The following is a 24,412-nucleotide window of genomic DNA, read 5'->3' as shown; positions in this document are numbered from 1 at the left end:
GCCGCCGCATCGTAAGTATGCATCAGGAACCTAGATGCTTACCAGATACCTATCGGGACCTCCATGAACGACGCCTACACGACCCTGCGGGTGAGCCGCGAAGCCGGCATCGCCCGCGTCACGCTTGACAACCCACCCGTCAATGTCTTGGCTCTCGCCCTGATGCGCGACCTCCGGCACCTGCTGACCGCGCTTCGGGACGACGACTCGGTAAGCGTCATCGTGTTCGACAGCGCCAATCCTGAGTTCTTCATCGACCACGTCGACATGTCGCTGGGTGACACCCCGGACGCGTTGGACAAGCCGGGATGGCGCGCGGCGGCGGGGCGGAGTTCGTCGCGGCCGCGGACATGACGTTCGCGGCGATCGGCCGCGCCGGGATCGGCCAGATCGAAGCCCTCATGGGCATCGTGCCCGGCGGAGGGGGCACGCAATATCTCGCCGGCAGGGTCGGCCGCAACCGCGCGCTGGAGGCGGTGCTGAGTGCCGGCCTGTACGACGCCGAGACCGCGGAGCGCTACGGCTGGGTCAACCGCGCCGTCCCCGCCGACGAACTCGACGAGGTCGTTGACCGGCTGGCCCGCAACATCGCCGCCTTGCCCGAGGGCGTGATCGCAGCGGCCAAGCACGTCATCCTGCCGGAGGATCTGGCTGAGGGGCTCCTGCGGGAGAACGACGCCTGGATGGGACAGATCATGCGCCCTGCGGCCACAGGGCTGATCCGCGACGGACTGGCCCACGGCGCCCAGACCCCCGACGGCGAACGCGATCTCGAGGGCCTCCTCCGGAGACTGGCCCGTTAGGACCCGGACGAGGGTCCGCACAGAAACGCTTGTGAGCAGGCTCGTCGGTTCGGCGATCAGGCATGGGGGGAGACGGCTTGATCTACGACCCGGTCCGCTCGTGCTCAAGACGAGGTCCCGACACAAGAGGCTGGAGAACGTCCGCCGTCGGCCACCTGCGGATCATCGGCGAGCGGCGCTGACCCGGTTCGCGAGCTCAGTCCGATTCGTCGGCGAACAACGCACGCGTCAGGGTCTCCGTCATCACCTGGACGGCGTGCTCCTGGCTCAGCCCGAACTGCGGGACCAGCGCGGACCATGACGCGAATCCGGTGGCGCAGTAGGTCATCGCCTGCGCGTCGCGCAGCGGCACCCGTAGGAGCCCCTGTTCGGCGGCTCTGGTGAGGATGTCGGTGGCCCGGCCCAGCCGTAACCTGCGGGCCTCGGCCAGGGCCGCCGTGAAGTCCTCGGAGTTGCGGATGGCCAGCATCGCCTCCAGCTTGTCGGACTCCACCGCGAACAGCCCGTACCAGTCGTGGATGAGTGCGCGGAATGCCTCGAGCGGTGGCGTGTCCGAGGTGTCGGCCGTGTCTGGCGCCAGCTGGGCGAATTCCTCGGTGATGGCCCCCATGGCGGCGCCGAGCAGTTCGTCGGAGGAGGTGAAGTGGTTGTAGGCGGTGCGCACGGAGACGTCGGCGCGTTCGGCGATCTCGGCCATCTGCACCGCTATCGACCCGCGCTCGATGATCAGCGCATGGACCGCCGTGATCAGGCGAGCACGGGTCTGCTCACGCTGGACGCTACGACGATCCATCGAGTACGCGCGGGCCACTGTGCTCCTCGTGTCGGCGGACGCTCGTCTCGGAAGGGCCAGGACCCACGAGACGTCGATCACTCTGCCCCGCCGCGGCCTTGCGAAGGAGCTGTTTCCCGAGTGTAACAAATTGCCTTCACACTTGCATGCAATCTATAGGAAGGATTACGTTCAGCCCCTGAACAGGCAACGTGACTGTCCGGAATCCACGTCACATGGCGAAGGGCACCCGACGTTGCGCACGCAGGAGCTGGAGGCAGCATGCGGACCACTCGAACCCTTACCACCCTGGTGGCCGGCGTCCTCGGTCTGACCACGCTAGCGGGGTGCGGGTCCGGCCCTGCCGCCGGCGAGGGGAAATCGCTGACCTTCGTCGCCTATGGCGGAGTCAGCCAGGACGTGCTGATGCGGCAGTGGCTCGAACCCTGGGGCAAGACCAGCGGCGTCAAGCTGACCCAGGACTCTCCGACCGACTACGCCAAGCTCGCCTCGATGGTCGAGGCGGGCAAGGTCACGTGGGACCTGGTCGACACCGAGCCGTTCTATCCCATCCAGGAGTGCGGCAAGTCAGTCGTCAAGCTGGACCCCGCCGGTATCGACACCGCAAAGCTGCCGGAGGGCACCGTCAGCGACTGCGCGGTCCCCCTGTGGGGCTACTCGTTGCTGCTCGTCTACAACAAGGACAAGTACGCCGCCAAGCCTCCGACGTCCTTCGCCGACTTCTTCGACCTGAAGGCATTCCCCGGGACCCGGGCCGCTCCGGCGAACGTGACCGCGGGCCCCCTGGAGGCCGCGCTGCTGGCCGACGGGGTCGCGCCGGAGGAGCTCTACCCGCTGGACATCCCGCGGGCGCTGAGGAAGTGGGACGCGCTCAAGGGCAAGGTGAGCCTCTGGAAGACCTCCTCGGTGAGTCAGCAGCAGCTGGAGGCCAAGCAGGCGGACATGTCGCTGATCTGGTCGGGCCGCGTCGCGGAGGCGGTGAAGAACGGCGCGCCGTACGCGCCGGTGTGGAAGCAGAACCTGTTCGGGTGGGCGTCCGTGGTCATCCCCAAGGGCAGCGCGCACGCCGAGGAGGCACGGTCGGCCATCAAAGACCTGCTCACCGCGCGGACTCAGGCGCGTCTGGCGGAGAACATCGCCTATGCCCCCGTCAATTCCGATGCCAAGCCCAATCTGGACAAGGTCTACGCCGACTACAACGTCACCGCCCCGGCCATCGCCGAGCAGTCCGTCCGGCAGGACGCCCAGTGGTGGGCGCAGAACCAGCAGCAAGCCGTCACGCAGTGGACCGCGTGGACCACGTCATGAGCGTCCCGGCGGGACTCCGCCGCAGGTTCCGGCCCGACCCCGCGTCGGCGCTGCTCCTGCCGGCGCTGCTGGCCCTGGCGGTCTTCTTCCTCTATCCGGCGATCTCGCTGATCTGGCGCAGTCTGAGCGAGCCCGCACCAGGCCTTGAGCAGTACCGGCGGCTCCTGGACGACGGCGTCACGCTCGGCGTCATGGGCCGTACGCTCTGGGTCGCCGCTCTCGTCAGCGTCGTCACCCTGCTCGTGGCCTATCCCTACGCGTACCTGATGACGAAGGTCGGCGACCGGGCCAGGGCCGTGCTGGTGGCGCTCGCCCTGCTGCCCTTCTGGCTCAGCCTCATGGCCAGGACCTTCGCCTGGGTGGTGCTGCTGCAGCGCGGGGGACCGGTCAGCCGGCTGCTCGAACTGCTGGGGATGCACGACGTGACGCTGGTCGGCACGCTGCCCGGCGTCGTGATCGGCATGGTGCAGGTGCTCCTGCCCTTCATGGTGCTGCCGCTCTACAGCACCATGAAGGGCATCGACCGGCGGCTGGTGGTGGCCGCCCGGGGGATGGGCGCCCGGCCGGCGACCGCCTTCAGGACGGTCTTCCTGCCGATGTCGGTGCCCGGCGTCGTCGCCGGGCTGACCCTCGTGTTCGTCGTGGCGCTCGGCTTCTACGTCACGCCGGTCCTGCTCGGCGCCCCGCAGAACGCGCTGGCCGCCCAGATCATCGGCATCAAGGTCGAACAGCTCCGCGACTTCCCCGCCGCCGGGGCGATGGCCGTCCTCATGCTCGTGGCCACCGCCGTGGTGCTGGCGGCGGCGAGCCGGATGATCAGGATCGGCGATCTGTTCGGCAGGGGCCGATGAGCCGCCGGGAGCTGGATCGCGGCGGGCCCTGGCTGTGGACCTGGGCGGCCGCCACCGCGTTGCTGCTGCTCGCGCCCACCCTGGTGGTCATCCCGCTGAGCTTCACCGGCGAGGCGTCGTTCGTGCTCCCGCCGAAGAGCTGGTCGCTGCGCTGGTACGAGGAGTTCTTCACCGACCCGGGCTGGCGCGACGCGCTGATGTCGTCGTTGCGGGTCGCGCTGGCGACCACGCTCGTCGCCACGGTGCTGGGCACGGCCGCCGCGTACGGGCTGAGCCGGATGCGCGGACGTGCCGCGGCCCTGGTCAACGGGCTGCTGCTCAGCCCGCTGATCATGCCGCAGGTCGTCACCGCGGTCGCTGTGCTCGCCGTCTACCTGCGCTGGCAGCTCAACGGCACCCTGATCGGGTTCGTCGCCGCGCACACCATGCTGGCCATGCCGTACGTCGTGGTGACCGTGCAGTCGAGCCTGCGCGGCTACGACCGCAGCCTCGACCTCGCAGCGGCCGGTCTGGGTGCGGGCGCCTGGACCCGGTTCAGGACCGTCACGCTGCCGCTGCTCACGAGCGGCATCCTCAGCGGCGCCGTGTTCGCGTTCGTGGTCTCGCTCGACGACGTCGTGATCGCCGTCTACCTGCAGACGCCCGCGCTGCGGACGCTGCCGGTGGAGATGTACGACAGCGTCACCGTGGACGTCGATCCCACGATCGCGGCGGCGGCCACGCTGATTCTCGCGGTCACCACCGCGTTGCTCCTGCTCCCCTCGTTGATCCGCCACAAGAAGACAGACCGCAAGAAGACAGACCGCAAGAAGACAGATCCCCAGAAGACAGGCAGGGTGAGGCTTCCGTGACCACTCCAGCAGGCCAGGGTGCCTCACTCCAGCTCGACCGGCTCGTCAAACGATTCGGCGGATCCGGTTCCGCCGCCGTGGACGAGGTGAGCCTGACCGTCAAAGCCGGGGAGTTCGTGGCCTTCCTCGGCCCGAGCGGCTCGGGCAAGACGACCACGCTCAACATGATCGCCGGGTTCACCCCGATCACCTCGGGGCGGGTCCTGGTCGACGGCCGCGACGTGGCCGCACGGCCGGCCCACCGGCGCGACCTCGGCTTCGTCTTCCAGCACTACGCGTTGTTCCCGCACCTCACGGCGGCGCAGAACATCGCCTACCCGCTGCGCCGGCGCAAGGTCGGCCGCCAGGGCATCGCCACCCGCGTCCGGGAGGCCATGGAGCTCGTACGCCTGGACGACCTCGGCGGCCGGCTGCCCGCCCAGCTGTCCGGCGGTCAGCAGCAGCGCGTCGCGCTGGCCAGGGCCCTGGTCTACCGGCCCAGGGTGCTGCTCCTGGATGAGCCGCTCGGCGCCCTGGACCGGCAGCTGCGCGAGTGGCTGCAGCGCGAGCTCAAGCGACTGCACCGGGAGCTCGGCATCACCTTCGTCTGCGTCACGCACGACCAGGACGAGGCGCTGTCGATGGCCGATCGCATCGCGATCTTCGACGGCGGCCGGCTGCGGCAGGTCGGCACACCCTCCGGGCTGTACCGCCGCCCGGACTCGCTCTTCGTGGCCCGCTTCCTGGGCGAGTCCACCGTGCTGCGCGGCTGCCGCCCCGGCGGCGACGGCGTGCTCGGCTACGCCGGGACGCGCCTCGGTGTGCCGGAAGGCGTAAGCCGCTCCGCGGACACGGTGGCCCTGGTGCTCAGGCCCGAGTCGCTGTCACTGGCCCCCCGCGGTGGAGACGCGCCTGCCTGCGCCAACGCCGTCGGCGTCGACGTCACCGACGTCGTCTACCTCGGGCACACCCGCCGGGTCACGGTCCGGCTGCCGGACGGCACCGAAGGCTCGGTCACCCAGCCGGCGGACGATCCCGCCGACTGGCGGCCGGGCGAGAGCGCCTGGATGACCTGGAGCCCTCGGCACGGCGCCGTCGTACCGGATGCCGGTCACGCGGCGAGCGCCGCGTCCGCCACGACCCAGATCCCCACAATCGAACGGAGTCAAATGTGACCGCACAGCTCAAACTCGCCAACGCCGTCCTGTGGTCGCCCGATCTGCCGGAACCGGTGGACGGCGCCGACATCCTGGTGGCCGGCGGCCGGGTGGCGGAGATCGTCCCGGCGGGCACCGGAGGCCCGGCGGAGACGGTCGTCGACTGCGCCGGCCGGTGGGTGCTGCCGGGACTGATCGACAGCCACATGCACTCCTGGGGTGCCCGTTCGCCCAATCCCGTGCACTGGGTCGTCGGCCAGTCGCCGCTGTCGTGGTTCCGCGCTGTCGGCGACCTGCGCCGCGTCTTGGACGCGGGGTTCACCACCGTGCGCGAGGCCGGCGGCCCGCTCGGCCCGGGCCTGCGCGACGCGATCGCCGAGGGTGAGGTGGCCGGGCCCCGGGTGATCCCCGCCCACCTGGGCATCTCCCGGACCGGCGGGCACGGCGACTGCCACAGCCTGCCCATCGCATGGGTGGGCCAGCAGCCGTACATGGCCAGGATCGCCGACGGCCCCGACGAGGTCCGTACAGCGGTCCGGATGGCCGCCAGGGACGGCGGCGAGTGGGTGAAGATCTGGGCCAGCGGCGCCATCGCGCTGTCGGATCACGACTCTCCCGAGCACCTGCACTTCAGCGTCGAGGAGCTGGAGGTCATCTGCCGGGAGGCGCACGCCCTGGGCATGACCGTCGGCGCGCACGTGGAGTTCCCGAGCGCGATCAAGGCGTGCGTGCGGGCCGGCGTCGACGTCATCGAGCACGGCTTCATCCTCGACGAGGAGACCTGCCTGCTGATGGCCGAGCGCGGCGTACCGGTGGTGAGCACCATGGCCCTGCTCCACCGCTACCTGCGATGGGATGGCCCAGAGATCACCGAGGCGCAGGTCGAGATGGCCCGCACGTTGCTGCCCTCCGTGCACGCCAGCGCGCTGCTCGCCTACCGGTCGGGCGTCACGGTGGCGATCGGGTCCGACAGCTTCGCCGAGCCGCTCACCCCGTTCGGCGCCAACGCCGAGGAACTCCTCGCCCTGCGCGAGGCCGGGCTGCCCGCCGAGGCGTGCCTGACCGCCGCCACCATCAACGGCGCCCGGGTCGCTGGACGGGAGAAGGACCTGGGCAGCGTCACGGTCGGCAAGATCGCCGACCTGATCGTCACCGGCCGGACCAGCCCTCTGGACGACCTGAACGCCGTCGTCGGCCCCGACAAGATCGCGCTGGTCCTGCGTGACGGCGTGCCCGTGGCCGGCACGGGCCTGCGCCGGTCCATCAGCCTGTGAGGAGCATCATGACCACCACCATCGACGGCATCGCCAACGTCAACGTCTGGACCGGTGACGGCACCGTCGTCCACGACACGGGAGTGAGCGTCTCCGGCGGCCGGATCGCGGCCGTCGCCCCGCTCCCCGCGGACGCGCCCGGCGTACTCGACGGGCAGGGCGGCTGGGTCATCCCCGGCCTGATCGACTGCCACATCCACCTGTGGGGCGCCCGTACCCCGCATCCCGTGCACTGGGTGGTGGATCCGCGGCTGCCCAACGCGCTGCGCTCGGTCGCCGACGTGGGCAAGATCCTGCGCTCCGGCTTCACCACCGTCCGGGAGGCCGGAGGCACGCTGGGCCCGTCGCTGCGTCAGGTCATCGACGCCGGTGACATCGAGGGGCCGCGCGTGGTGCCCGCCTACCTCGGGCTGTCGCGCACCGGCGGGCACGGCGACTGCCACACGCTGCCGATGGCGTGGGTGCGTGAGCAGCCGTTCATGGCGCTGGTCACCGACGGCCCCGCCAACCTGCGGCGAGCCGTGCGCACCGTGGCCCGCGAGGGCGGTCGCTGGGTCAAGGTGTGGGCCAGCGGCGGCGTGCTGTCCGAGCGAGACGACCCCGAGCACGTGCACTACGGGCCCGACGAACTCGCCGCGATCGTCGAGGAGGCGCACGCCATCGACCTGCCCGTCGGCGCGCACTGCGAGTCCCTGGCCGCGACCTACGCCGCCGTCGAGGCCGGCGTGGACGCGATCGAGCACGGCTTCCAGCTCGACGAGGGCGTCTGCCAGGCGATGCGGGAGCGCGGCGTCACTCTGGTCAGCACCCTGTCGGTGCTGCAGCGGTACGTACGCTGGGAAGGCCCCGAGATCTCACCCGAGCAGCGTGAGACGTCCAAGCGGCTGCTGGTGATCGCGGAGGAGAGCCTCAACCTCGCGGTCGCGACCGGCGTACGGGTGGCCATGGGCTCCGACTGCTTCTCCGAGCCGATGACACCGTTCGGGCACAGTGCCGACGAGCTGGGGTACATGCGCGACGCCGGCGTGGACGCCGAGACCTGCCTGCGCAGCGCCACCAGCGTGGCGGCACGATTGGTCGGTATGGAGTCCAGGATCGGCATGGTCACCGAGGGCAGGCTCGCCGACTTCCTGCTCCTGCCCGCCGACCCGCGCCAGGACCTGGACGTCGTGATCCGCCCCGAACGGATCACCGCCGTGATCAAGGACGGCCGCCGTGTCCGCTGACACCGGCTTCGTCAACGGGGAGGTCTCCTACTGGTATCGCGAGGAGGGGCTCCCCGGCCCCGGGCCCCGCCTGGACGGCAACCTGCCGGCCGACGTGGTGATCGTGGGCGCCGGTTACACGGGCCTGTGGACCGCCTACTACCTCAAGCAGGCCGACCCGTCGCTGGACGTGGTGCTCCTGGAGAAGGAGTTCGCCGGGTTCGGCGCATCCGGCCGCAACGGCGGCTGGCTCACCGCGGCCCTGGCCGGTTCACCCGAACGCTACGCCCGCAGCCACGGTCACGACGCGGCCGTGCGGCTGCAGCGGGAGATGATCACCTCCGTGGACGAGGTGATCGCGGCCTGTGAGAAGGAGGGCATCGACGCCGACATCGTCAAGGGCGGCGTTCTGACCGTCGCACGCGGTTCCGCCCAGACCGCCCGGCTGCGCGCGTCGGTGACGCGCATGCGCTCCTGGGGTTTCGAGGAGGAGGACCTGCGCCTGGTCGAGCCGGGCGAGCGGCTGCGGGTGGCCGGGGCGGTGGCCGGGTCGTGGAGCCCGCACTGCGCCCGCGTCCAACCGGCCAAGCTCGTCCAAGGGCTGGCGCGGGTCGTCCGGGGTCTCGGCGTGCGGATCTTCGAGGGCACGCCGGTGACCGAACTGGCCCCCCATCGTGCGATCACGCCGTACGGAACGGTCAGCGCGCCGTACGTGATCCGGGCGACAGAGGGCTTCACCGCGGGCATCTCCGGCCTACGCCGGCAGTGGCTGCCCATGAACAGCTCCATGATCGTCACCGCGCCTCTGCCCGAGGCGTTCTGGGACGAGGTCGGCTGGCAAGGCCGCGACCTGCTCGGAGACGAGGCGCACTACTACATGTACGCCCAGCGCACCGCCGACGACCGCATCGCCTTCGGCGGCCGGGGCAAGCCCTACCTGTACGGCTCCCGGATCGACGCGCGCGGGCACACACCCGCCCAGACCGTCGACGCACTGTGGTCCCTGCTCCTGGACTTCTTCCCCGGCGCCGCCACGTCCCGGGTCGAGCACGCCTGGTCAGGTGTGCTCGGCGTGCCCCGAGACTGGTGCTCGACCGTGCACGTGGACCACGCCACCGGGCTCGGCTGGGCGGGCGGCTACACCGGCCACGGCGTCACCACCGCCAATCTGGCCGGGCGAACGCTCCGCGACCTGATCCTGCGAGAGAAGAGTGAGCTCACCTCCCTGCCGTGGGTGGGCAGGACCGTGCGGCGATGGGAGCCCGAGCCGCTGCGCTGGCTCGGAGTGCACGCGATGTACGGCCTCTACCGGGCGGCCGACGCCAGGGAGCGGACCCGCCCGCGTACGTCGTTCCTCGCCCGGCTCGCGGACCTCATCACCGGGCACGCCTGACAGGCGGGCCGCGGGTGGATCGCCCGAGGCCTACATCACGGTGGTGACAGGACTCGCCTCAGGACTGGAGAACGTGCCTGGAGCATCGGCCCGACGTGGCCGTGATCGACACCGTACCTGTCGTATTCCACCGCGCGCATGCTCATCGGGCGGTCTCCGTGTCTACGATGACGACGATCTTGCCGCGGGTGTGCTCGTGCGCCAGGTCCAGGTAGGCGCGCGCCGCATCCCTCAGGACATAGGTCCTGGTCGCGGGCTCGGGCAGCGTGCCGTCGAGCACGTGGGCGGCCAGGGTATCCAGGGTGCAGGGACGGAGGTCGGTGGTGCCCATCACCGTGGTGACCGCCGGGTGGGCGGGCGTACCGGGAGTGGTGCTAAGCAGTCGTCCGCCGGGGCGCAGCATCTGGGTTGCCGCGATGACCGCCTCGCCCGTCAGCGCGAGGTTCACCACCGCGTCCACGCCTTCGGGGTGACGCCGGCCGCACCTCCTGGGTCAGGTCGCTGTCGCGGTAGCCGATCACCTCGGCGGCGCCCAGGCCCCGCAGGTAGTCCCGGTCGGGCTCGGCGCCGCTGGCGATGACGGTGCACTGCCTGGCCAGCAGCGGCACGACGACGCTGCCGATGCCGCCGGGCGCGCCGATCACCAGGACGGTCTCGCGCGGCTGGAACCGTCCGCGATCGAGGACGGCGAGCCCGGTCATACCGGTGCTGGGCAGCGCGGCCGCGATGACCGCGCTCAGCTTCGACGGCCGCTTGGCCAGGTACGGCCCGGCTTGAAAGGTCGCGTACTCGGCCAGCGCGCCGGAGGTGACGGCGGGGATGCCGACGCCGGCGGCGAACGACGGCGGCGCGCCGAAGCCGAACACCTCCTCGCCCACCTCGAACCCGTGTGTGCCGGGGCCGATCTTGGTCACCGTGCCGGCCAGGTCGTCGGTGCCGGGGACGAACGGGAAGTCCAGCGGGACCATCTCGCGTACCGTTCCTGCGGTCATCAGCAGGTCGGCCGGGTTGAGCGAGGCGGCGGTGTTCCGTCTCAACCTGGACAGGAGGCTCGAGATGTCTCGGGAGAACGTCCGGGTCCGGCGTACCCGTACGCTGCTCAGGCAGGCCCTGGTCGAGCTCATCGAGGAGCACGGCTTCGAGCGGCTCACGGTCGGGCAGATCACCGAGCGGGCGATGGTGAGCAGGGCCGCCTTCTATCGCAACTATCGCGACAAGTACCAGCTCGTGGAGCAGATCTTCGAGGAGGCCATGGGCGAGCTGCTCGGCACCATGACCGACCAGCCCGGCACGCCGGTGCTGGAGCGATGGACCGGCTTCTTCGAGCACATCGACCATTACCACCGCCTCTACGGCGCGCTTGCGGGCTCGCACGAGCGCACGGTCGGGTGTCAGCGCCGACGGGCGTCCAGGTCGCATCAGCAGGCCCATGTAAAAGACCAGCAGGCGGAGGTGGGGTGGGAGTTCCTGGCCCATGCGCGCGCTCAGGACACCCTCGGTGCGGCCCATCTTCACCATCGCCGACGAACTCATCGTCGAGGCCACCCCGCGCGCAGCGCACGTGACCTACATGCGTCAGCTTCTCGGTCGTGAACGACCGAGCTTGCAGCTCCTCGCCGTCGATGGCGTCGACGGTCTGGTCCGCGTCAGGCAGCGTGACTCACTGCCCAGCCCGTCACACCGCGTGCGGCGATGTTGCGGGCTGCGTTGACGTCGGCGTGCTCAGCGAAGCCGCACGACGTACACGAGAAAGAGGCTTGATCGAGCCGGTTGCCGCGGTCCACATGCCCGCACGAGGAGCATTGCTGGGAGGTGAAGGCAGGATCGATGTGGATGACGGCAATCCCGGCGCGGGCCGCCTTGTAGCCGATGAAGCCGCCCAGTTGGTGGAAGCTCCAGGAATGCAGCGTGACCCGCTGGGGCTTGCGAAGCCGTACCCGCTCGCGGATGTCCCGCAGGTCTTCCAGGGCGATCCCACGTCCGGTGCGTTCTGCCTCGGTCACGATCTGCTTGGCGATGACATGGTTGGTGTTGGCGGCGAACCGCGCCTCGGCCCGGCGCCGCTTTTTCAGAAGGTGTCTTCGATCCTCTAGTAGCGGGCTTGCCCGATCCCGATGCTGCCCGACCATTCCGAGATATTCCTTGACACGAATATTCGTTGTGGAGAATACTTCTCGACATGGACGCACTTCTCACCACACTGGCCGACCCGGCCCGCTGGCGGCTCGTGGGCCTGCTGGCCGAGCGGCCCCGGCCGGTCGGTGTTCTCGCTCAGCTCGCCCAGGCGCGCCAGCCGCAGACGACCAAACATCTGCAGGCCCTTGAGCGTGCCGGCGTCGTCACCTCCCAGCGCTCCGGCCAGCGCCGCGTCTACGCGCTGCGGCCCGCACCCCTGCGGGAACTGGCGGCTGCGCTCACTCGGCTGGCCGACACCGCGGACCAAGCCGGCGGCTCGCGCGAGACCTACGACCGCTACCAGCTCAGCCTCCACGCAGAGCGGCTCGCCGCCAAGGAGCCGGGGTGGGCCGATGGCCGCTCGTTCACGTTCCACCGGTCGCTGCCAGCGGGCCCGGAAGAGGTCTGGCACCACCTGACCGAGGCCTCTCTACTCGCCCGCTGGTGGACGCCGGCCGACCTGCGCGTCTCCGAGCTCGTCTTCGAGGCGCGACCGGGTGGGCGGATCGTTCATGAGTACCGCGACGCCGAGGACGTCGACGGCTCCGACCTGGTCGCCGGGCGCGCGCTGGGAGTCGTTGAGGACGTACGCCCCGGTGAGCGCCTCGCCTATCGGCTCTCCCCCCAGCTTCCCGACGGCAGCCTCGCCTTCACCGCCCACCTTGACCTCGGCCTCCGGCCCACCGACACGGGCACAGAACTCGACGTCCACTTCCAAGTCACCGACAGCACGGTCGACTCAGCGGACTTCATCGCAGGCATCGAGATCGGCTTCGGCCAGAGCCTCGACAAGCTCGCGGCGACCCTCGCTGCGGACACGCACAACACCGAGCACGACACCCATACAAGGAGCACCAAATGACGAACTCGACCGGCCGCAGGGTGACCGCGAACCTGAGCCTCACCCTCGACGGGCGTTACAACGGTCCCGGCGGGCCCAGCGATTTCGCCGCGTTCGCCCCCTATGTGACCAGCGAGGTCGCGCGAAACCACATGAACCGCATCTGGGAGAGTGCGACGACGGCGCTGCTCGGCCGACTCAACGCTGAGGGATTCATGGGCTACTGGCCAGCGGTCGCCAAAGACGAGAACGCCGACCCACGTGATCGCGGATACGCCAAGTGGCTGGTCGACACGGAAAAGGTGGTCTTCTCCGCCACCTTGACCGAGGCCCCGTGGGAACGCACCCGCGTGGTAAACGCCCCCGCCGCCGACGTCGTTACCGACCTCAAGGCCACTGGTGAGGGCGACATCCTCGTTCAACAGCAGCGCGAGCATCATCAAACCACTCCTGGCGGCCGACTTGCTCGACCGGCTGCACCTCATGATCTTCCCCGAGATCGCCGGGGGTGGGCAGCGACTGTTCGACGATGGCCTGCCGGCTTCGAAGTGGATGCTCATCCACCAGCAAAGCGGCGAACTGGGCGAGATCGCCATGGTCTACGACCGAGCCCGCTAAGAAGGCACCTTCGATCCAGCAGCAGCAGCCGTCCCTGCCCACCGGCGACGGCGTTGCGGATCAGTGCGCGCACGCCGGCCGGGTCGGTGTCGGTGTCCCGCTCCACATAGACCGGCAGGTCCCCGGCGGCGCCGGGCACGTCGATGGCGGCGTGCACCCCCAAATCGGCCACCGGGTCGGCATCACCGGCCGGCAACAGGTCGACCAGCCGCGCAAGATCCGGCTCGCCGTCCTCGCCCACAGCACGTCTGCGGGCCGCCTGCCACGCCTCATGCCGATCCCTGGACACCCCGCAGACGCGCAGGAACACCGCCAGAGTCCGCTCGCTGGGCCGCCCCCTGATGAACATGTCACTGACGGTCGACTTGGCCAGGCTCTCTGGCGGCTTCAGCTTGCCTGCGGCGGTCTCGATGCCTTGAGGGCCGCGCGTCCCGGCCAGAGCCTTCAGGGCCTGCGCCAACTGCTCGCACGTGCGTACCGCGGCCGGGTTCGGTGGCGTAGCCGACGAGCCGGACGCTGCCGTTGCTTCGTTGGGACCCATCAAGGCTCCTTCACCTGCCGGCTCACCGGACAAGGAGGCCCGGCCGGCTCGCGCCTCCTGCCGGTGTCTCCAGTTTCCGCCTCATCGAGGCCGGTGCGCTCGTTTTCGTCCGAAGCGTCCGTCCGGTCCGAGACAACTGCCGGACACCACGCCCACGCCGCCAATGGGAAACACCGGGCCGGAACCGCTCCAGCCCATGTAGCCATCGACGGAGCACACGACCATGCAGCACCTGTCCGAGTTCATCCCGCTAGCAGTGGCAACCCTCAACCTCATCACCGCACTCATCGCCCAGCGCGCCGCCCGCCGTAGGCGCGAACGGCAGGGCCGCGGCGACTCAACCGCTCGCGATTCCTCCGCCCAGGACGAGAGTCACGGTCGGTAGAGGCATGGCTATCTGGGTTGTCTGTTCGCGAGGTCGACAAGGCCCTGACGCCCTGGCGGTGGCCGGGCACCCGTACGGACTTGCTGTACTCGCGATCGCCGCAGTGCGACAGGGCGCCGGGCGACAGCCTAAAGGATGGGTCCCCAGGTGACCGACGTGCCTGACAACCCCAGATAACCTGTCGGACACGTTCCACGGAAGCCACTTGCCTCACATGCCTGACGCCCTCTCGGCACCCTAGATAACGACAGGAACCGGCCGATCCGGGTTAGTTCGGTGCGCAGGTGCGAGCGCTCGTAGACGATCCAGTCATCCGGCATGGACGCAAACGCGTATCCGCTGGCGTAGGTCCAGATCAGCGGCGTCAGGTTGGCCATTGCCGAGACCTCCCGGATGTAGAGGATGCCCTTGCGAACCTGAAAGAGGCTCAACCCGGTGGCGGCCACGAGTTGCCGGGCGGTCAGCCCGGCCGGGCGGGCCTCCAGCAGCGCCAAGCGCACCTGCCCGCATACGTTGGCCGACAAACCCCTGGCGGGCACGGGCCTGACCTGCACCAACTGCGCCACGGCGCCGCCACCCACCTCGCCGACGCCGAGATCCCGCTGCAGCTCATCATGGGTAAGACCTCCGCACCGCCATGCGCTACGTCAAACCCGGCCCCGAAGCCATGGCTAAGGTCACCGAACACCTCGCCCCCCGCCGCCGAACACTGACCCCCGTCGCGTGGCCGGGCATCTGGACGCCATCCCACGCAGCTCAAACAAAGCAGCCAGTCATATCGCGCCAGTACTTGGCGATTACTACCTCAGCCACTGACCCTCGAAGGAATTACAGGCTGGAACCGCCAAGGCCGGCGCTACGGAGTGAGCACCACCTTGTTGCACTCGTCCTGCTTGTGCTTGAACAGCTCGAACGCGCGCGGCGCCTCGCTGAGCGGCATCCGGTGCGAGATGACGAAGCTCGGGTCGATCTCGCCCGCGCGGATCCGGTCCAGCAGCGGCCCCGTGTAGCGCTGCACGTGGCACTGGCCGGTACGGATGGTCAGGGACCGGTTCATGACGGAGCCCATCGGGAACTTGTCCACGATTCCGCCGTAGACGCCGATGACGGACACCACGCCGCCGTTGCGGCAGGCCATGATGGCCTCGCGCAGCGCGTAGGGGCGCTCGGTCTCCAGCCGGGCGGCCTGTTTGCCGCGGTCGTAGGCGTACATGGCCGGGGTCGGGTGGTGGGCCTCCATGCCGACGGCGTCGATGCAGGCGTCGGGGCCGCGCCCGCCCGTCATGTCGCGCAGCGCGTCCAGCACGTTCACCTCCTCGTAGTTGAGGACCTCGGCGCCGGTCTGCTGTGCCCGCCTGAGCCGGTACGGGAACCGGTCGATGACGATGACCCGGTCGGCGCCGAGCAGGAACGCGCTGGCCGCGGCGAATTGCCCGACCAGTCCCGCGCCCCAGATGGCGATCGTCTGGCCCGGCTTGATGTCGCACATCTCCGCGCCCATGAAGCCGGTGGGGAAGATGTCCGACAGGAACAGCACCTTCTCGTCCGGCAGGCCGTCCTCGATCTTGACGGGACCGACGTCGGCGAACGGGACGCGGGCGTACTCGGCCTGGCCGCCGGGGAAGCCGCCCAGCATGTGGGAGTAGCCGAAGATGCCGGCGGGCGCGTGACCCATCAGCTTCTCGGCCATGCCGGCGTTGGGGTTGGAGTTCTCGCACAGGGAGTAGAGGCCGTCCTCGCAGGCGAAGCAGGCGCCGCAGGCGATCGGGAACGGCACGACGACGCGGTCGCCGGGGCGCAGGTTGCGCACGCCGGGGCCGACCTCGACGACCTCGCCCATGAACTCGTGGCCGAGCACGTCGCCCTTTTTGACGGTCGGGATGTAGCCGTCCACGAGGTGCAGATCGGAGCCGCAGATCGCGGTGGAGGTGACGCGGACGATCGCGTCGCGCGCGTTGAGGATCTGCGGGTCGGGGACGTCTTGGATCTCCAAGTGGTTGCGGCCCGTCCACACGTTGGCCTTCATGCCCGTCCTCCGATCGGCTGTGCGGGGTGCTGGTGGAGCTGGCGCAGGGCGCGGTGGCCCTCGGGGCTGCCCTCGGAGCGGACCACCTCGCCGGTCTCCATGACCTGCTTGAAGCGGCGCAGGTCGTCGCGGACCTGCTGCTCGGGGTGCTCGCCGAACATCCGGGCGACGGTGGCGGCGAGCTTGCGCCCGTGCATGCCGTACTCCAGCGAGAGGTCCACGACGGTGCCGCGCCCGCCGGGGCCGTCGGTGAAGCCGACCAGGCCGGCGGTGGCGACGCCGGTGCCGGGCACGGACCGCCAGGCGATCAGGTCGCCGGCCTGCTCGTCGATGATCTCGGCCTCCCACTCCAGGCCGACCACTGGGCCATTGGCCTTCCAGCGGGAGCGGCGCTGGTCGAGGGAGCGCACCGAGTCCAGGTGGACCATGAAGGAGGGCAGGTTCTCCAGCTCCCGCCAGAAGCGGTAGACCTCTTCGCGCGGCTTGTTGATGGTGATGGAGGCGCGCACCTGCAGCGGGCCTTTGGCCTTGGCGGTGCCGCGCCGGGCGCAGACGGCGTCGAGGGCGGCGATCCCGGCGACCGCGCCGAGCGCGCACAGCGCGCGGGTGCGGCGAGTGCCCGTGCGGTTGGCGGCGGCCCTGCCGAGGACGCCGAGGTCCATCGTGTCGCCGGCGACCCTGGTCCACGCCCACTGGGCGGGGTTCTTGGCGCCGAGCAGCAGCGCGGCATGCAGGAGCTCGCGCCCGCCGACGAGCCTGGCCATGGTCGTGGCGCCGGGCGCGTCGTCGACGCCGCACAGACGGGTCACGGTCCTGGGCGCCGCCAGTTGCGCCGTGCCCAGCGCGAGGCTGGTCCACCCCAGCGCACGGGCGAATCTGTCAGTCATCATGCGTCCTAACACAGGTCCCGGTGGTATGTGCATACGCCGCGGACGGCCCCCGGCCTGCTAACGCCCCCGCGTTCCCCGTCCCGTACCCCTGACAAATCCGATGACACCAGCGGATCCAGGTACGAACTCGGAGCTCTGATACTGGCAGAGACCGTTGATCCCGAATCGTCCTCATATGGCGGGGCGGGGAGAAGTCTGTAACCAGGGCATTGTCGCCGATTGTGCGCGGGTGGAGACTTCGCGCTAGCACTCGTGAGAGGTGCTGGACGTGAGGAGGGGCGCGATGGCCACCATGATCGGGAAGGTGACGCGGGAGCGCTACGAGCAACTGGTCGCCGACGGGCTGGAACAGCTCGCCGTCCAAGGACGCACGCAGATGATGCTCGGCGATCACGCCCTGGAGATCGAGCCGATGAACCCGCGGGGCGGCTGGCACGCCGGCCCCGGGGGAGGAGCCGTTCGGTGTCCGGCAGTCGCTGGCCCAGTACGCCGAGGACCTGGACATGCCGCTGACCACCCTGCTGGATAACCGGTGGGTGGCCTCCCGCTGGCCCAAGGGACGTCGTTCCCGGCGCGGGTGTCCCACCCTCGTCGCCGATAGCCGTTACGCGAGTTCGTCCGTGCCTCCGACACCGCGCCGTAGCCCGGCACCGCAGCGCTGCTCGACCTCGGCTTCCATCATCATCTGCGCCATCCGCACGACCATCTCGCGCAGCACATCGGGCGAGGCCAGCGCCGATGCTCGTCGAACCACTCACCCTGAGCAGGCAGAATGTCTTTAGCGGCCACTTCTCGTGCTCCTTCGTATGCCTTCGACAGCTGTGAAGGATCGCGGAGTGGCCGCCCTCATGTCACATCGATCTTCCCGCACGGGTATCAAGGTGACGAACTGGTTCAAACTCGTACGCCACTCCCGTGGACGCTAACATCTCGAACCGAGCAATGCCTGAACTGCGAGGCACCATTGCCCCCGCCCATCGCCCGCGGCGGCCGGCCTCGCAAGTACTGCTCCGACAGCTGCCGGTGGGTCTTCGGCCGGACCCGCGCCAGACGCCGGCGCTCGCTCGCCCAGCGGCACCAACGTCAGGACGGCACTCGCAAGCAGCGCCGCCATCTCCGCGACCAGGCTGAACACTTCGCTCAGGCCGCCGGGAAACTGGCCCACGACCTGCACCCGGAAGACCTCGCTCCGTCCACCCAGCAGACCGGCTGGAAACCCGGCCCCACCGCCGGCTACACCAACACCGCGCTGCCCCCTGCTCGCCCAGGCCCGCGCCGTCCTGGCCGCGGCTCTCACCGCCGACCGAGCGGCTGGGGCCACCTGTGACGAGATCGCCGCCGTGCTGGATGTCAGCCCTGACACCGCCGCGCGCAGGTACCACACCTGACCAGTCGCTGCCAGAGGCCGACCAGAAGCAGTGAACAGCTTGCGCAGAGGCTTACGGTGCGATGTGAACGGGCGGGACGATTCCCCATGACACGATGCGGGCCATGGGCAGTCAGATGAGCTCGTCGCCGGACGCAAGGTTGCCCTGCCCCAGGAGGGCAACGCTGAAGTCCCAAAGCTTCCGCGCAATGGCCGGGTCCTGGGAGAGCGGACTCGGCGGCGCAGGGCGGCTGTTGGCGAAATATCCGCCGCTGGTGGCAGCGACCTCGGGCGCGGTGGCGAGGTGGACCGGTGTGCGGGCGGCCTTCTCCGGGGACGTCTGAAAGGGACGCATGACCTTGAGGAAAAGGCCGAATGGTCCCGTGGCATGGCGGCCGAGGTTGGTGCGCACGAATCCTGGATCCGCGGCGTTGGCCGTCACGCTGGTGCCGTGAAGGCGCCGCGCGAGTTCGGAGACGAAGATCACATTGAGCAGTTTCGTTGTCGAATACGTCTGGGTGTGTGAGAAGTCGCTGCCGGTGGGCAAGGCGTCGAGATCAAGGCTCTTGACATGGGTGTGATTCGACGACGACAGGGCGACGATTCGCGCGGGCGCTGAGTTGGTGAGCAGCGGCAACAGCAGCTGTGTCAGAAGGAATCCGGAGAGGTAGTTCGTGGCGAAGTTGACCTCGAACCCGTCGGGGGTGAGTTCGCGGCGAGTGCGGACCTCGGCGGCGTTGAGGATGAGGCCATCGAGACGGGTGGCGTGTCGCCGCACCTGCTCGGCGAGCGATCGCACCTGCTTCATGTCCGACAGATCGGCGGCCATGACCTTGAGGTCAGCCCTTGGTATCTGTGCCTTGATTGCGGCTGCGGCGGTATGGCCGCTGTGGGCCGAGCGGGCGCCGAGCAGGACGCGAGCGTCACGGGCGGCCAGTTGTGCGGCGATGGCATGACCTACGCCGCTGGTGGCTCCGGTCACCAGATAGGTAGGTCTCACAGGTATGCCCTCACTCAATTCATCATGATTCATGTCTTTCATGAATCATGTATACCATGGCTTATGATGAGCTGCATGAAGGGTCAGCACGACAATCAGCTCTCCTTCGAGGCCGGGACCGGGTACCTGCTCGCCAGACTCGGCTCGCTGGCCGAACGAAGCTGGACCGGCATGCTGCGCCGGCACAACCTGACACCGACCCAGCACGCGGTCCTGCTGGCACTGCGCGAACATGGGCCGCTGGGACAGCAGGCTCTCAGTCGCTTCATCGCCGTCGATCCCAGAAATGTGGTCCCCATCCTCGACGGCCTGGCGGACCAGCAGCTGATCGACCGCCACGTCGACCCATCGGACCGGCGGCGACGCGTCATCAACCTCACCCCGGCCGGCCGATCAACGGCCGACGATCTGGCGGGGTCGGCAACGGAGATCGAAGCCGCGTTCCTCCACGGCCTCGACCACGCCGATCAGGCCGAACTCAACCGGCTGCTCCAGGCGCTGCACACTTCCCTTGCCCCACGGAACCCGTCAATTTGATCAAGGCAGTTGAGCTGGGCTAATTCTGTGTCGTCTTCTCTGTGGCGTCCTTCGGTTCGTCGGTCTTGGGCTTGTTGATCCAGGCCGGGCCGGGCAGATCGGGCGGTGTGGGCACGCCGCCGCTGGTGAACCGTTCGGGGTGTGCGGCGTGGGCGGCGGCCAGGGCGACCGCGCGCCGGTCGCGGACGGCGGCGGCGCGACCGTAGTGCACGTCGATGGGGTGGTGGTAGCCAATCCCGGAGTGGAAGTGATCCCGGTTGTACCAGGTGTAGAACTCCTGACAGAAGACGAACTTGGCCACGCCCAGGTCGATGAGGAGTTCGGCCAGAGTCTTGGAGATCATCGAGCTGCCGCGGCCGGCGTGCAGGGTGAGGCTGCCTTCGTCGATGCCGTGCTTGCGGGCGGCCGCTTCGATGAGGTGTCTGGCCAGGTCAGGCGATTCGCGGGAGGCGACCATCCAGCCGACGACGTACCGGCTGAACAGGTCGATGATCGTGTAGAGGCAGTACCACACTCCCTTGTCCGGGCCGCGGAGCTTGGTGATGTCCCAGGCCCAGACCCGGTTGGGGGCGTCGGCGACCAGCTCGGGCACGGCCCGGGGTGGATGGGTGGCCTGCCGGCGCCGGTCCCGGCCCACCTCGCCGTGCTCACGCAGGATGCGATACATGGTCGCCTGCGACGCCAGGTACACGCCCTCGTCGAGCAGGCTGTAGTAGGCCGTGGCAGGGGAGGCGTCGGCGAAGCGCTCGTTCAGTACCGCGCGGACCTGATCGCGTTCGGCCGCCGACAGTGCGGCCGGGTGCGGCTTGCGTGACCGGGCCGGCCGGACCGGGGCCGGGCTCTGGCGGTGATGCCGATACCAGCTCGCCTGCGCCACCCGGCGGCGGCACACGCACGACGGCGGCCGAGCAGCGGGACCAGTTCCTCGATCGCCACGGCCTGGGCGGCCTGGAAGGTCTCGATCACTGCTCGCCCCGGCTCGGTGGCGTCTCGCTGCTGGTGGCGAGCTGATCCAGCAGCGCGAAGAGCTTTCCCTGCACCTCGATGACCTGGCGGGTCTGGCCGAGTTCGGCGCGCAGTCGCTCGACCTCCGCCTGCAGTGCCTCGATCCGCTTGTCGCGCGGGTCGGCCTTCGGCCGGCCGACCGGGCGGGCCAGCGCCTGCTCGACGCCGTGATCCCGGGCGGTGCGCCGGCTCGAGATCAGCGACGCCGGTTTACTGCGTCAGGACCCGGACTTGATCGGCTGGAGGAGCGATCACCGTCGTATCGCCCCAATCGGAGAAGGTGATCTCCACTGGCGTCTTCGCGGTCAGTCGTTGCCGCACCGGGCGCCCTTGGGCATCGAGCCAGAGCTCGTACGTGGCCTGCGTGCCGAACTCCTTGAGCAACTCGCCGCGCAGCCGCGCCTGCGCCGCCCGGTCGCCGGCCCGTACCTTAACGTATTCGTCCTCGGTGTCCTGCATGAGTGGCAGCGGGTCGTACACCTCCAGGAACGCATCGAGGTCCAATCCGTCGAGTGCCGCCCGCACATCGATGGCGACCGTGTAACGGTCGAGCCCACCGTCGGACGCGGGGCCGCTCACCCGTCCCCGAGCGGCCAGCATCTCATGCACCCGATGACTGTTCACCAGCGTCATGGCCTGGCCCGTCACCACACCGATGCCGAGCAAGTTGTACGGCTCGTGCTCTTCGGTGATCTTGTCCCAGACCTTGCCCGGCGCCACCTCCTCCCCCAGCATCTGCATGTACGCCGCATCGCCCGTCCGAATGAGTCGCCCGCGCAAGCCCTCGCCCAGATCGGCGGAGACGTCCTGGTCCCGCCCCTTGATGACCACAGTGGCGCTCTGAACCCCCTTCGTCGCCACCCGCTTGACGTCCGAGTGCGCCTGCAGATAAGTCCTGACGTATCCAGCCACCTCGGGAGCGCTCTTCGCTGCCGAGCCGCAACCCGCCATCAGCAGCGCCAACACGGCGATCATCACGTATCTGGACATGCCCGGGATGCTCGCACGACGGTGTGCAGAACCCTTGGGGCAGGACGTGCAGATTGTGCGCAGAAAGGGCCGTCCGCACCTTCCGACGATCAAAGGCTCTTCGTTCACGTCGCCCGCATGCTAGAGATCAACATGCTGCGGACCAATCATCCGAAAGTCGTCGAGACGCCCGCCGAGCCTCCTCGAAGAACCAGAGCGCGCTCGCGAGGCAACATGCCTTCAGCGCCGGTCAACATGCCTCACGCGCCTGAACAGATCGTCTCGCTCCGACCTGCGGCAAGTGGCCAGAAACCCACACGCTCGTCATTCCCACCCAGCACTACACAGACCTCTTCGACACGCCCCCGGACGTCCTCGCTGAAACCATGTCGCTCGTCCAGGAACTCGCCAGCGCCATGCGAGCAGCACTCGGCGCCGGAGGAGCGAACATCCTGCACGCCAGCGGCCCCGGATCACAGCAGTCAGTGCCTCATCTGCACGTCCACGTCGTCCCACGCTGGCCCGACGACGGTTTCTCAACCTGGCCCGCCGAACGCTCCAAGCACCAATTGAACGACGATCCCACCCTCAGGCTCCTCGAGGCCATGGCCACCGACGGGGCCTGACAGGCACAGCCATACGGAGATCACTGGTCGTCGAAGACCAGACGGCCTACTTGCCTAACATGCCTTACACAGCATCAAACCGCTGACCAGTACAAACGCTCAAAAGCCCAAGATGACCATAGGAACACATCAATTTCCACGGGACGTACCCGTTCAACCGGCCGGAACTGCCCGGCCGGTTGCGGGAGCTGCGCGACTCCGCCGCCGACGACGACCCCGAGTTGTGACGATCAGCGCGCCGTGGGGGTCTGGCGATCTTTGTGTGGTGTCGTGGCGGGCGGTGATGGCGACCCGCCGCGCAAGGGGAAGATCTTGCGGAGTCGTTCCCCGCGGCAGGACCGCGTGAGGCGACTCCCCCTCCGGTAGTCGGCGCGTAGTCGGAACGGTCTCGGCCAGGCCTGATTCGGATCAGCGGGTGAGGATGCCGCGAATCGTCTGTTCGGTGAGCTGGTGGCGGAAGGTGGCGTCGGCTCCGGCCATTGACCGGCCGAGGACCGCCAGGAGAAAACCGCCGAGCACGGTGTTGGCCGCGTCGGTGATGTCGTCGACGGCGAAGGCGCCGGTTTTGCGGTCCCCGGCGAGCAGATCACGCGATCTCACGCTCGACTGCGACACCTGGAGCAGCCCCGACGGCTCGGGACAGTGCCTGATGGTCCTCACCGCCGAACCGGGTTCCCCATCCCCCGACGACCTGCGCATCCGCATCTCGTGGACCGCCGAGGAAAGCCTGGGGCGGGCATAAGGCAGGCCTATGGCCGCTCGGCGGCCTTCGGGTCTGACCGGATTACTACCTGGAGCCGACCCCACTCCCATCCTTGACCGCAGCATCGAACAGTGCGGCGGCCGCCGCGCGGGCGGTCGTCGCGGCTGAGGGATCGCGGTCCATGCGTGCCGAGACTCCTGCGCCGTCGTACAGCAGGTGGAGCTGCCTCGCGAGGCCGTCGCTGTCGGCGACGCCGGCTTCTCGTGCCAGGTCCGTGAACAGCGTTCTCACCCACAGCCGGTATCGGTCCGCGGCGCCCTCGACGACGCTGCCGTGTGCTGCCTCTGCGCTGGCCGTCATGTGGGCGCAGCCGTTGAAGTCGGGTTCGGTGAACAGCTGGCCTTGCGCGTCGAAAACCCCCAGCAGACGCTCACGTGGTGTCCGGAACCGGGTCAGGGAGCGCTCAACCAGCTCACGGGTGTCGGCGTGGCGCGCGTCCAGGTAGGCCTGCACCAGCTCGTCTTTGCTGCCGAACACGTTGTAGAGCGACGCCTTGGCGACGCCGGCCTGCTTCACGATGCGGTCGATGCCGACGGTCTGGACGCCTTCGCGGTAGAACAGGTCGTCGGCGGCGGCCAGCAGACGTTCGCGCACGGATGGATTCGAGGCGTTGACCTTGCCGGGCATGGGGGTTCCTTCTTTCAGACTGGCGGTACAGTCTACTGCTCCTGTCGGCGGATTATGCGACTTCTACCGGGTACAACAAGGCTAGACAGACCGGTCTTCCAGGTCAACGCGTGAAGGCGGTCACCGCGTTCCGGTGACCGCTAGTTGGTCGTCATGCCGCCGTCGACGTTGAGGATGTGGCCGGTGATGAACGAGGCCTCATCCGATGCGATGAACACGATCGCGTCGGCCAGCTCCTCTGACAGGCCGAGGCGGCCCAGCGGGACCTGCGTCACGAGGGCCGCCTTGTTCTCCGACGTGCCGGTGAAACGAGTCAGCATGCCGGTATCTGTGGGGCCGGGGGCTACACCGTTCACCCGGATTCCCGATTTGGCGACCTCCAGCGCCACCGACTTGGTGATGCCTTCGACGGCGTGCTTGCTGCCGACG

General features: G+C 69.0%; 28 protein-coding genes and 4 pseudogenes. 17 read left to right on the top strand and 15 right to left on the bottom strand.

Annotated elements, in window-relative coordinates:
- Positions 1-63: 63 nt before the first annotated feature.
- A complete protein-coding gene (locus ACFPZ3_RS27355) occupies positions 64-354 on the top strand; it encodes an enoyl-CoA hydratase-related protein (RefSeq protein ID WP_379517097.1) in 291 nt (96 codons plus the stop codon).
- Positions 309-803 (top strand): enoyl-CoA hydratase/isomerase family protein, encoded by a 495-nt coding sequence (locus ACFPZ3_RS27350; protein WP_379517096.1) that lies wholly within the window; start codon positions 309-311, stop codon positions 801-803. Before ACFPZ3_RS27355 ends, ACFPZ3_RS27350 begins: the two co-directional genes overlap by 46 nt.
- Before the next feature lie 196 nt (positions 804-999).
- Here ACFPZ3_RS27350 and ACFPZ3_RS27345 read toward each other — a convergent pair whose 3' ends face one another.
- Positions 1,000-1,614: a TetR/AcrR family transcriptional regulator gene (locus ACFPZ3_RS27345; protein WP_379517095.1), complete on the bottom strand. Its 615-nt coding sequence runs from the start codon at positions 1,612-1,614 to the stop codon at positions 1,000-1,002.
- Between the two features lie 243 nt (positions 1,615-1,857).
- Between ACFPZ3_RS27345 and ACFPZ3_RS27340 the strand changes: the two genes are divergently transcribed.
- From ACFPZ3_RS27340 to ACFPZ3_RS27310, 7 genes are read left to right on the top strand one after another with little or no spacing between them, the layout of a single operon-like run.
- A complete protein-coding gene (locus ACFPZ3_RS27340; RefSeq protein WP_379517094.1) occupies positions 1,858-2,904 on the top strand; it encodes an extracellular solute-binding protein in 1,047 nt (348 codons plus the stop codon).
- The gene (locus ACFPZ3_RS27335) at positions 2,901-3,755 is read left to right on the top strand and encodes an ABC transporter permease (protein WP_379517093.1); all 855 of its coding nucleotides are present in this window, start codon (positions 2,901-2,903) and stop codon (positions 3,753-3,755) included. Before ACFPZ3_RS27340 ends, ACFPZ3_RS27335 begins: the two co-directional genes overlap by 4 nt.
- Entirely contained in the window at positions 3,752-4,606 is an 855-nt protein-coding gene (locus ACFPZ3_RS27330; protein ID WP_379517092.1) for an ABC transporter permease, read from the top strand. The genes ACFPZ3_RS27335 and ACFPZ3_RS27330 overlap by 4 nt, the downstream gene beginning before the upstream one ends.
- Positions 4,603-5,760: an ABC transporter ATP-binding protein gene (locus tag ACFPZ3_RS27325; RefSeq protein WP_379517091.1), complete on the top strand. Its 1,158-nt coding sequence runs from the start codon at positions 4,603-4,605 to the stop codon at positions 5,758-5,760. Before ACFPZ3_RS27330 ends, ACFPZ3_RS27325 begins: the two co-directional genes overlap by 4 nt.
- The gene (locus ACFPZ3_RS27320) at positions 5,757-7,016 is read left to right on the top strand and encodes a metal-dependent hydrolase family protein (protein WP_379517090.1); all 1,260 of its coding nucleotides are present in this window, start codon (positions 5,757-5,759) and stop codon (positions 7,014-7,016) included. The genes ACFPZ3_RS27325 and ACFPZ3_RS27320 overlap by 4 nt, the downstream gene beginning before the upstream one ends.
- Positions 7,017-7,024: 8 nt before the next feature.
- On the top strand, positions 7,025-8,242 hold the full coding sequence (locus ACFPZ3_RS27315; protein WP_379517089.1) for a metal-dependent hydrolase family protein: 1,218 nt from the start codon (positions 7,025-7,027) through the stop codon (positions 8,240-8,242).
- Positions 8,232-9,614, top strand: coding sequence for an NAD(P)/FAD-dependent oxidoreductase (locus ACFPZ3_RS27310; protein WP_379517088.1), 1,383 nt, complete (start codon positions 8,232-8,234; stop codon positions 9,612-9,614). The genes ACFPZ3_RS27315 and ACFPZ3_RS27310 overlap by 11 nt, the downstream gene beginning before the upstream one ends.
- 142 nt (positions 9,615-9,756) lie before the next feature.
- Here the strand turns inward: ACFPZ3_RS27310 and ACFPZ3_RS27305 are convergent, their stop codons facing one another.
- Both ACFPZ3_RS27305 and ACFPZ3_RS27300 read right to left on the bottom strand, forming a co-directional pair.
- Positions 9,757-10,062, bottom strand: coding sequence for a zinc-binding dehydrogenase (locus ACFPZ3_RS27305; RefSeq protein WP_379517087.1), 306 nt, complete (start codon positions 10,060-10,062; stop codon positions 9,757-9,759).
- Positions 9,989-10,651, bottom strand: coding sequence for an alcohol dehydrogenase catalytic domain-containing protein (locus tag ACFPZ3_RS27300; protein ID WP_379517086.1), 663 nt, complete (start codon positions 10,649-10,651; stop codon positions 9,989-9,991). The genes ACFPZ3_RS27305 and ACFPZ3_RS27300 overlap by 74 nt, the downstream gene beginning before the upstream one ends.
- Positions 10,652-10,670: 19 nt before the next feature.
- Here ACFPZ3_RS27300 and ACFPZ3_RS27295 point away from each other — a divergent pair, with 19 nt between their 5' ends.
- Complete coding sequence (locus ACFPZ3_RS27295; protein WP_379517085.1) at positions 10,671-11,207, top strand: TetR/AcrR family transcriptional regulator; 537 nt, start codon at positions 10,671-10,673, stop codon at positions 11,205-11,207.
- A 53-nt stretch (positions 11,208-11,260) separates the two neighbouring features.
- Here ACFPZ3_RS27295 and ACFPZ3_RS27290 read toward each other — a convergent pair.
- A pseudogene (locus ACFPZ3_RS27290) lies at positions 11,261-11,695 on the bottom strand (RNA-guided endonuclease InsQ/TnpB family protein); the annotation flags it as partial.
- Positions 11,696-11,793: 98 nt separating this feature from the next.
- Between ACFPZ3_RS27290 and ACFPZ3_RS27285 the strand changes: the two are divergent.
- The 3 genes and pseudogenes from ACFPZ3_RS27285 to ACFPZ3_RS27275 all read left to right on the top strand — a co-directional run bounded on the left by ACFPZ3_RS27285 (position 11,794) and on the right by ACFPZ3_RS27275 (position 13,248).
- Entirely contained in the window at positions 11,794-12,651 is an 858-nt protein-coding gene (locus ACFPZ3_RS27285; RefSeq protein ID WP_379517084.1) for a metalloregulator ArsR/SmtB family transcription factor, read from the top strand.
- A pseudogene (locus ACFPZ3_RS27280) lies at positions 12,648-12,935 on the top strand (dihydrofolate reductase family protein); the annotation flags it as partial. The gene ACFPZ3_RS27285 and the pseudogene ACFPZ3_RS27280, both read left to right, overlap by 4 nt.
- A gap of 94 nt (positions 12,936-13,029) precedes the next feature.
- Positions 13,030-13,248, top strand: coding sequence for a dihydrofolate reductase family protein (locus ACFPZ3_RS27275; protein WP_379517083.1), 219 nt, complete (start codon positions 13,030-13,032; stop codon positions 13,246-13,248).
- Here the strand turns inward: ACFPZ3_RS27275 and ACFPZ3_RS27270 are convergent.
- From ACFPZ3_RS27270 to ACFPZ3_RS27255, 4 genes are all read right to left on the bottom strand, one after another.
- Positions 13,187-13,789, bottom strand: coding sequence for a hypothetical protein (locus ACFPZ3_RS27270; RefSeq protein WP_379517082.1), 603 nt, complete (start codon positions 13,787-13,789; stop codon positions 13,187-13,189). The genes ACFPZ3_RS27275 and ACFPZ3_RS27270 overlap by 62 nt on opposite strands.
- A gap of 513 nt (positions 13,790-14,302) precedes the next feature.
- On the bottom strand, positions 14,303-14,740 hold the full coding sequence (locus tag ACFPZ3_RS27265) for a hypothetical protein (RefSeq protein ID WP_379517081.1): 438 nt from the start codon (positions 14,738-14,740) through the stop codon (positions 14,303-14,305).
- Positions 14,741-15,030: 290 nt separating this feature from the next.
- Positions 15,031-16,200: a zinc-dependent alcohol dehydrogenase gene (locus ACFPZ3_RS27260; protein WP_379517080.1), complete on the bottom strand. Its 1,170-nt coding sequence runs from the start codon at positions 16,198-16,200 to the stop codon at positions 15,031-15,033.
- Complete coding sequence (locus ACFPZ3_RS27255) at positions 16,197-17,090, bottom strand: SRPBCC family protein (RefSeq protein ID WP_379517079.1); 894 nt, start codon at positions 17,088-17,090, stop codon at positions 16,197-16,199. Before ACFPZ3_RS27255 ends, ACFPZ3_RS27260 begins: the two co-directional genes overlap by 4 nt.
- Before the next feature lie 283 nt (positions 17,091-17,373).
- On the opposite strand from ACFPZ3_RS27255, the gene ACFPZ3_RS27250 reads away from it, so the two are divergent.
- Positions 17,374-17,619, top strand: a complete 246-nt coding sequence (locus tag ACFPZ3_RS27250) for a hypothetical protein (RefSeq protein WP_379517480.1) — start codon at positions 17,374-17,376, stop codon at positions 17,617-17,619.
- A gap of 38 nt (positions 17,620-17,657) precedes the next feature.
- Here the strand turns inward: ACFPZ3_RS27250 and ACFPZ3_RS27245 are convergent.
- A pseudogene (locus ACFPZ3_RS27245) lies at positions 17,658-17,864 on the bottom strand (transposase); the annotation flags it as partial.
- Between the two features lie 190 nt (positions 17,865-18,054).
- Between ACFPZ3_RS27245 and ACFPZ3_RS27240 the strand changes: the two are divergent.
- A complete protein-coding gene (locus ACFPZ3_RS27240) occupies positions 18,055-18,417 on the top strand; it encodes a hypothetical protein (RefSeq protein ID WP_379517078.1) in 363 nt (120 codons plus the stop codon).
- Positions 18,418-18,589: 172 nt separating this feature from the next.
- Here ACFPZ3_RS27240 and ACFPZ3_RS27235 read toward each other — a convergent pair whose 3' ends face one another.
- Entirely contained in the window at positions 18,590-19,498 is a 909-nt protein-coding gene (locus ACFPZ3_RS27235; RefSeq protein WP_379517077.1) for an SDR family NAD(P)-dependent oxidoreductase, read from the bottom strand.
- Between the two features lie 33 nt (positions 19,499-19,531).
- On the opposite strand from ACFPZ3_RS27235, the gene ACFPZ3_RS27230 reads away from it, so the two are divergent.
- Entirely contained in the window at positions 19,532-19,993 is a 462-nt protein-coding gene (locus tag ACFPZ3_RS27230) for a MarR family winged helix-turn-helix transcriptional regulator (protein ID WP_379517076.1), read from the top strand.
- Between the two features lie 19 nt (positions 19,994-20,012).
- Here the strand turns inward: ACFPZ3_RS27230 and ACFPZ3_RS27225 are convergent, their stop codons facing one another.
- Together ACFPZ3_RS27225 and ACFPZ3_RS27220 are read right to left on the bottom strand one after the other, a co-directional pair.
- Positions 20,013-20,870 carry a transposase gene (locus ACFPZ3_RS27225; RefSeq protein ID WP_465263573.1) on the bottom strand — a complete coding sequence of 286 codons (858 nt, stop codon included), beginning with the start codon at positions 20,868-20,870 and terminating at the stop codon, positions 20,013-20,015.
- A gap of 338 nt (positions 20,871-21,208) precedes the next feature.
- Positions 21,209-21,976, bottom strand: a complete 768-nt coding sequence (locus tag ACFPZ3_RS27220) for a hypothetical protein (RefSeq protein ID WP_379517075.1) — start codon at positions 21,974-21,976, stop codon at positions 21,209-21,211.
- A 311-nt stretch (positions 21,977-22,287) separates the two neighbouring features.
- Between ACFPZ3_RS27220 and ACFPZ3_RS27215 the strand changes: the two are divergent.
- Positions 22,288-22,593, top strand: a pseudogene (locus ACFPZ3_RS27215) (HIT family protein); the annotation flags it as partial.
- 408 nt (positions 22,594-23,001) lie between these two features.
- Here ACFPZ3_RS27215 and ACFPZ3_RS27210 read toward each other — a convergent pair.
- The 3 genes from ACFPZ3_RS27210 to ACFPZ3_RS27200 form a co-directional block, all read right to left on the bottom strand.
- Positions 23,002-23,193, bottom strand: a complete 192-nt coding sequence (locus ACFPZ3_RS27210) for a hypothetical protein (RefSeq protein WP_379517074.1) — start codon at positions 23,191-23,193, stop codon at positions 23,002-23,004.
- A gap of 187 nt (positions 23,194-23,380) precedes the next feature.
- Entirely contained in the window at positions 23,381-23,983 is a 603-nt protein-coding gene (locus ACFPZ3_RS27205) for a TetR/AcrR family transcriptional regulator (protein WP_379517073.1), read from the bottom strand.
- 140 nt (positions 23,984-24,123) lie between these two features.
- Positions 24,124-24,412 (bottom strand): SDR family NAD(P)-dependent oxidoreductase (locus tag ACFPZ3_RS27200; protein ID WP_379513608.1); only part of this gene is annotated, 289 nt, incomplete at its 5' end.

The organism is Nonomuraea insulae (assembly GCF_042656245.1).
Note: the sequence above shows the minus strand (reverse complement) of the source record. Positions and strands in the feature narration are given on the sequence as shown.

Coding starts and splice junctions, on each gene's coding strand:
- ACFPZ3_RS27330 (WP_379517092.1), top strand. CDS start 3,752: ATGAGCCGCCGGGAGCTGGATCGCGGCGGGCCCTGGCTGTGGACCTGG.
- ACFPZ3_RS27255 (WP_379517079.1), bottom strand. CDS start 17,090: ATGATGACTGACAGATTCGCCCGTGCGCTGGGGTGGACCAGCCTCGCG.
- ACFPZ3_RS27335 (WP_379517093.1), top strand. CDS start 2,901: ATGAGCGTCCCGGCGGGACTCCGCCGCAGGTTCCGGCCCGACCCCGCG.
- ACFPZ3_RS27205 (WP_379517073.1), bottom strand. CDS start 23,983: ATGCCCGGCAAGGTCAACGCCTCGAATCCATCCGTGCGCGAACGTCTG.
- ACFPZ3_RS27350 (WP_379517096.1), top strand. CDS start 309: ATGGCGCGCGGCGGCGGGGCGGAGTTCGTCGCGGCCGCGGACATGACG.
- ACFPZ3_RS27315 (WP_379517089.1), top strand. CDS start 7,025: ATGACCACCACCATCGACGGCATCGCCAACGTCAACGTCTGGACCGGT.
- ACFPZ3_RS27260 (WP_379517080.1), bottom strand. CDS start 16,200: ATGAAGGCCAACGTGTGGACGGGCCGCAACCACTTGGAGATCCAAGAC.
- ACFPZ3_RS27355 (WP_379517097.1), top strand. CDS start 64: ATGAACGACGCCTACACGACCCTGCGGGTGAGCCGCGAAGCCGGCATC.
- ACFPZ3_RS27250 (WP_379517480.1), top strand. CDS start 17,374: ATGGCCACCATGATCGGGAAGGTGACGCGGGAGCGCTACGAGCAACTG.
- ACFPZ3_RS27295 (WP_379517085.1), top strand. CDS start 10,671: ATGTCTCGGGAGAACGTCCGGGTCCGGCGTACCCGTACGCTGCTCAGG.
- ACFPZ3_RS27235 (WP_379517077.1), bottom strand. CDS start 19,498: ATGAAAGACATGAATCATGATGAATTGAGTGAGGGCATACCTGTGAGA.
- ACFPZ3_RS27230 (WP_379517076.1), top strand. CDS start 19,532: ATGAAGGGTCAGCACGACAATCAGCTCTCCTTCGAGGCCGGGACCGGG.
- ACFPZ3_RS27270 (WP_379517082.1), bottom strand. CDS start 13,789: ATGGGTCCCAACGAAGCAACGGCAGCGTCCGGCTCGTCGGCTACGCCA.
- ACFPZ3_RS27340 (WP_379517094.1), top strand. CDS start 1,858: ATGCGGACCACTCGAACCCTTACCACCCTGGTGGCCGGCGTCCTCGGT.
- ACFPZ3_RS27285 (WP_379517084.1), top strand. CDS start 11,794: ATGGACGCACTTCTCACCACACTGGCCGACCCGGCCCGCTGGCGGCTC.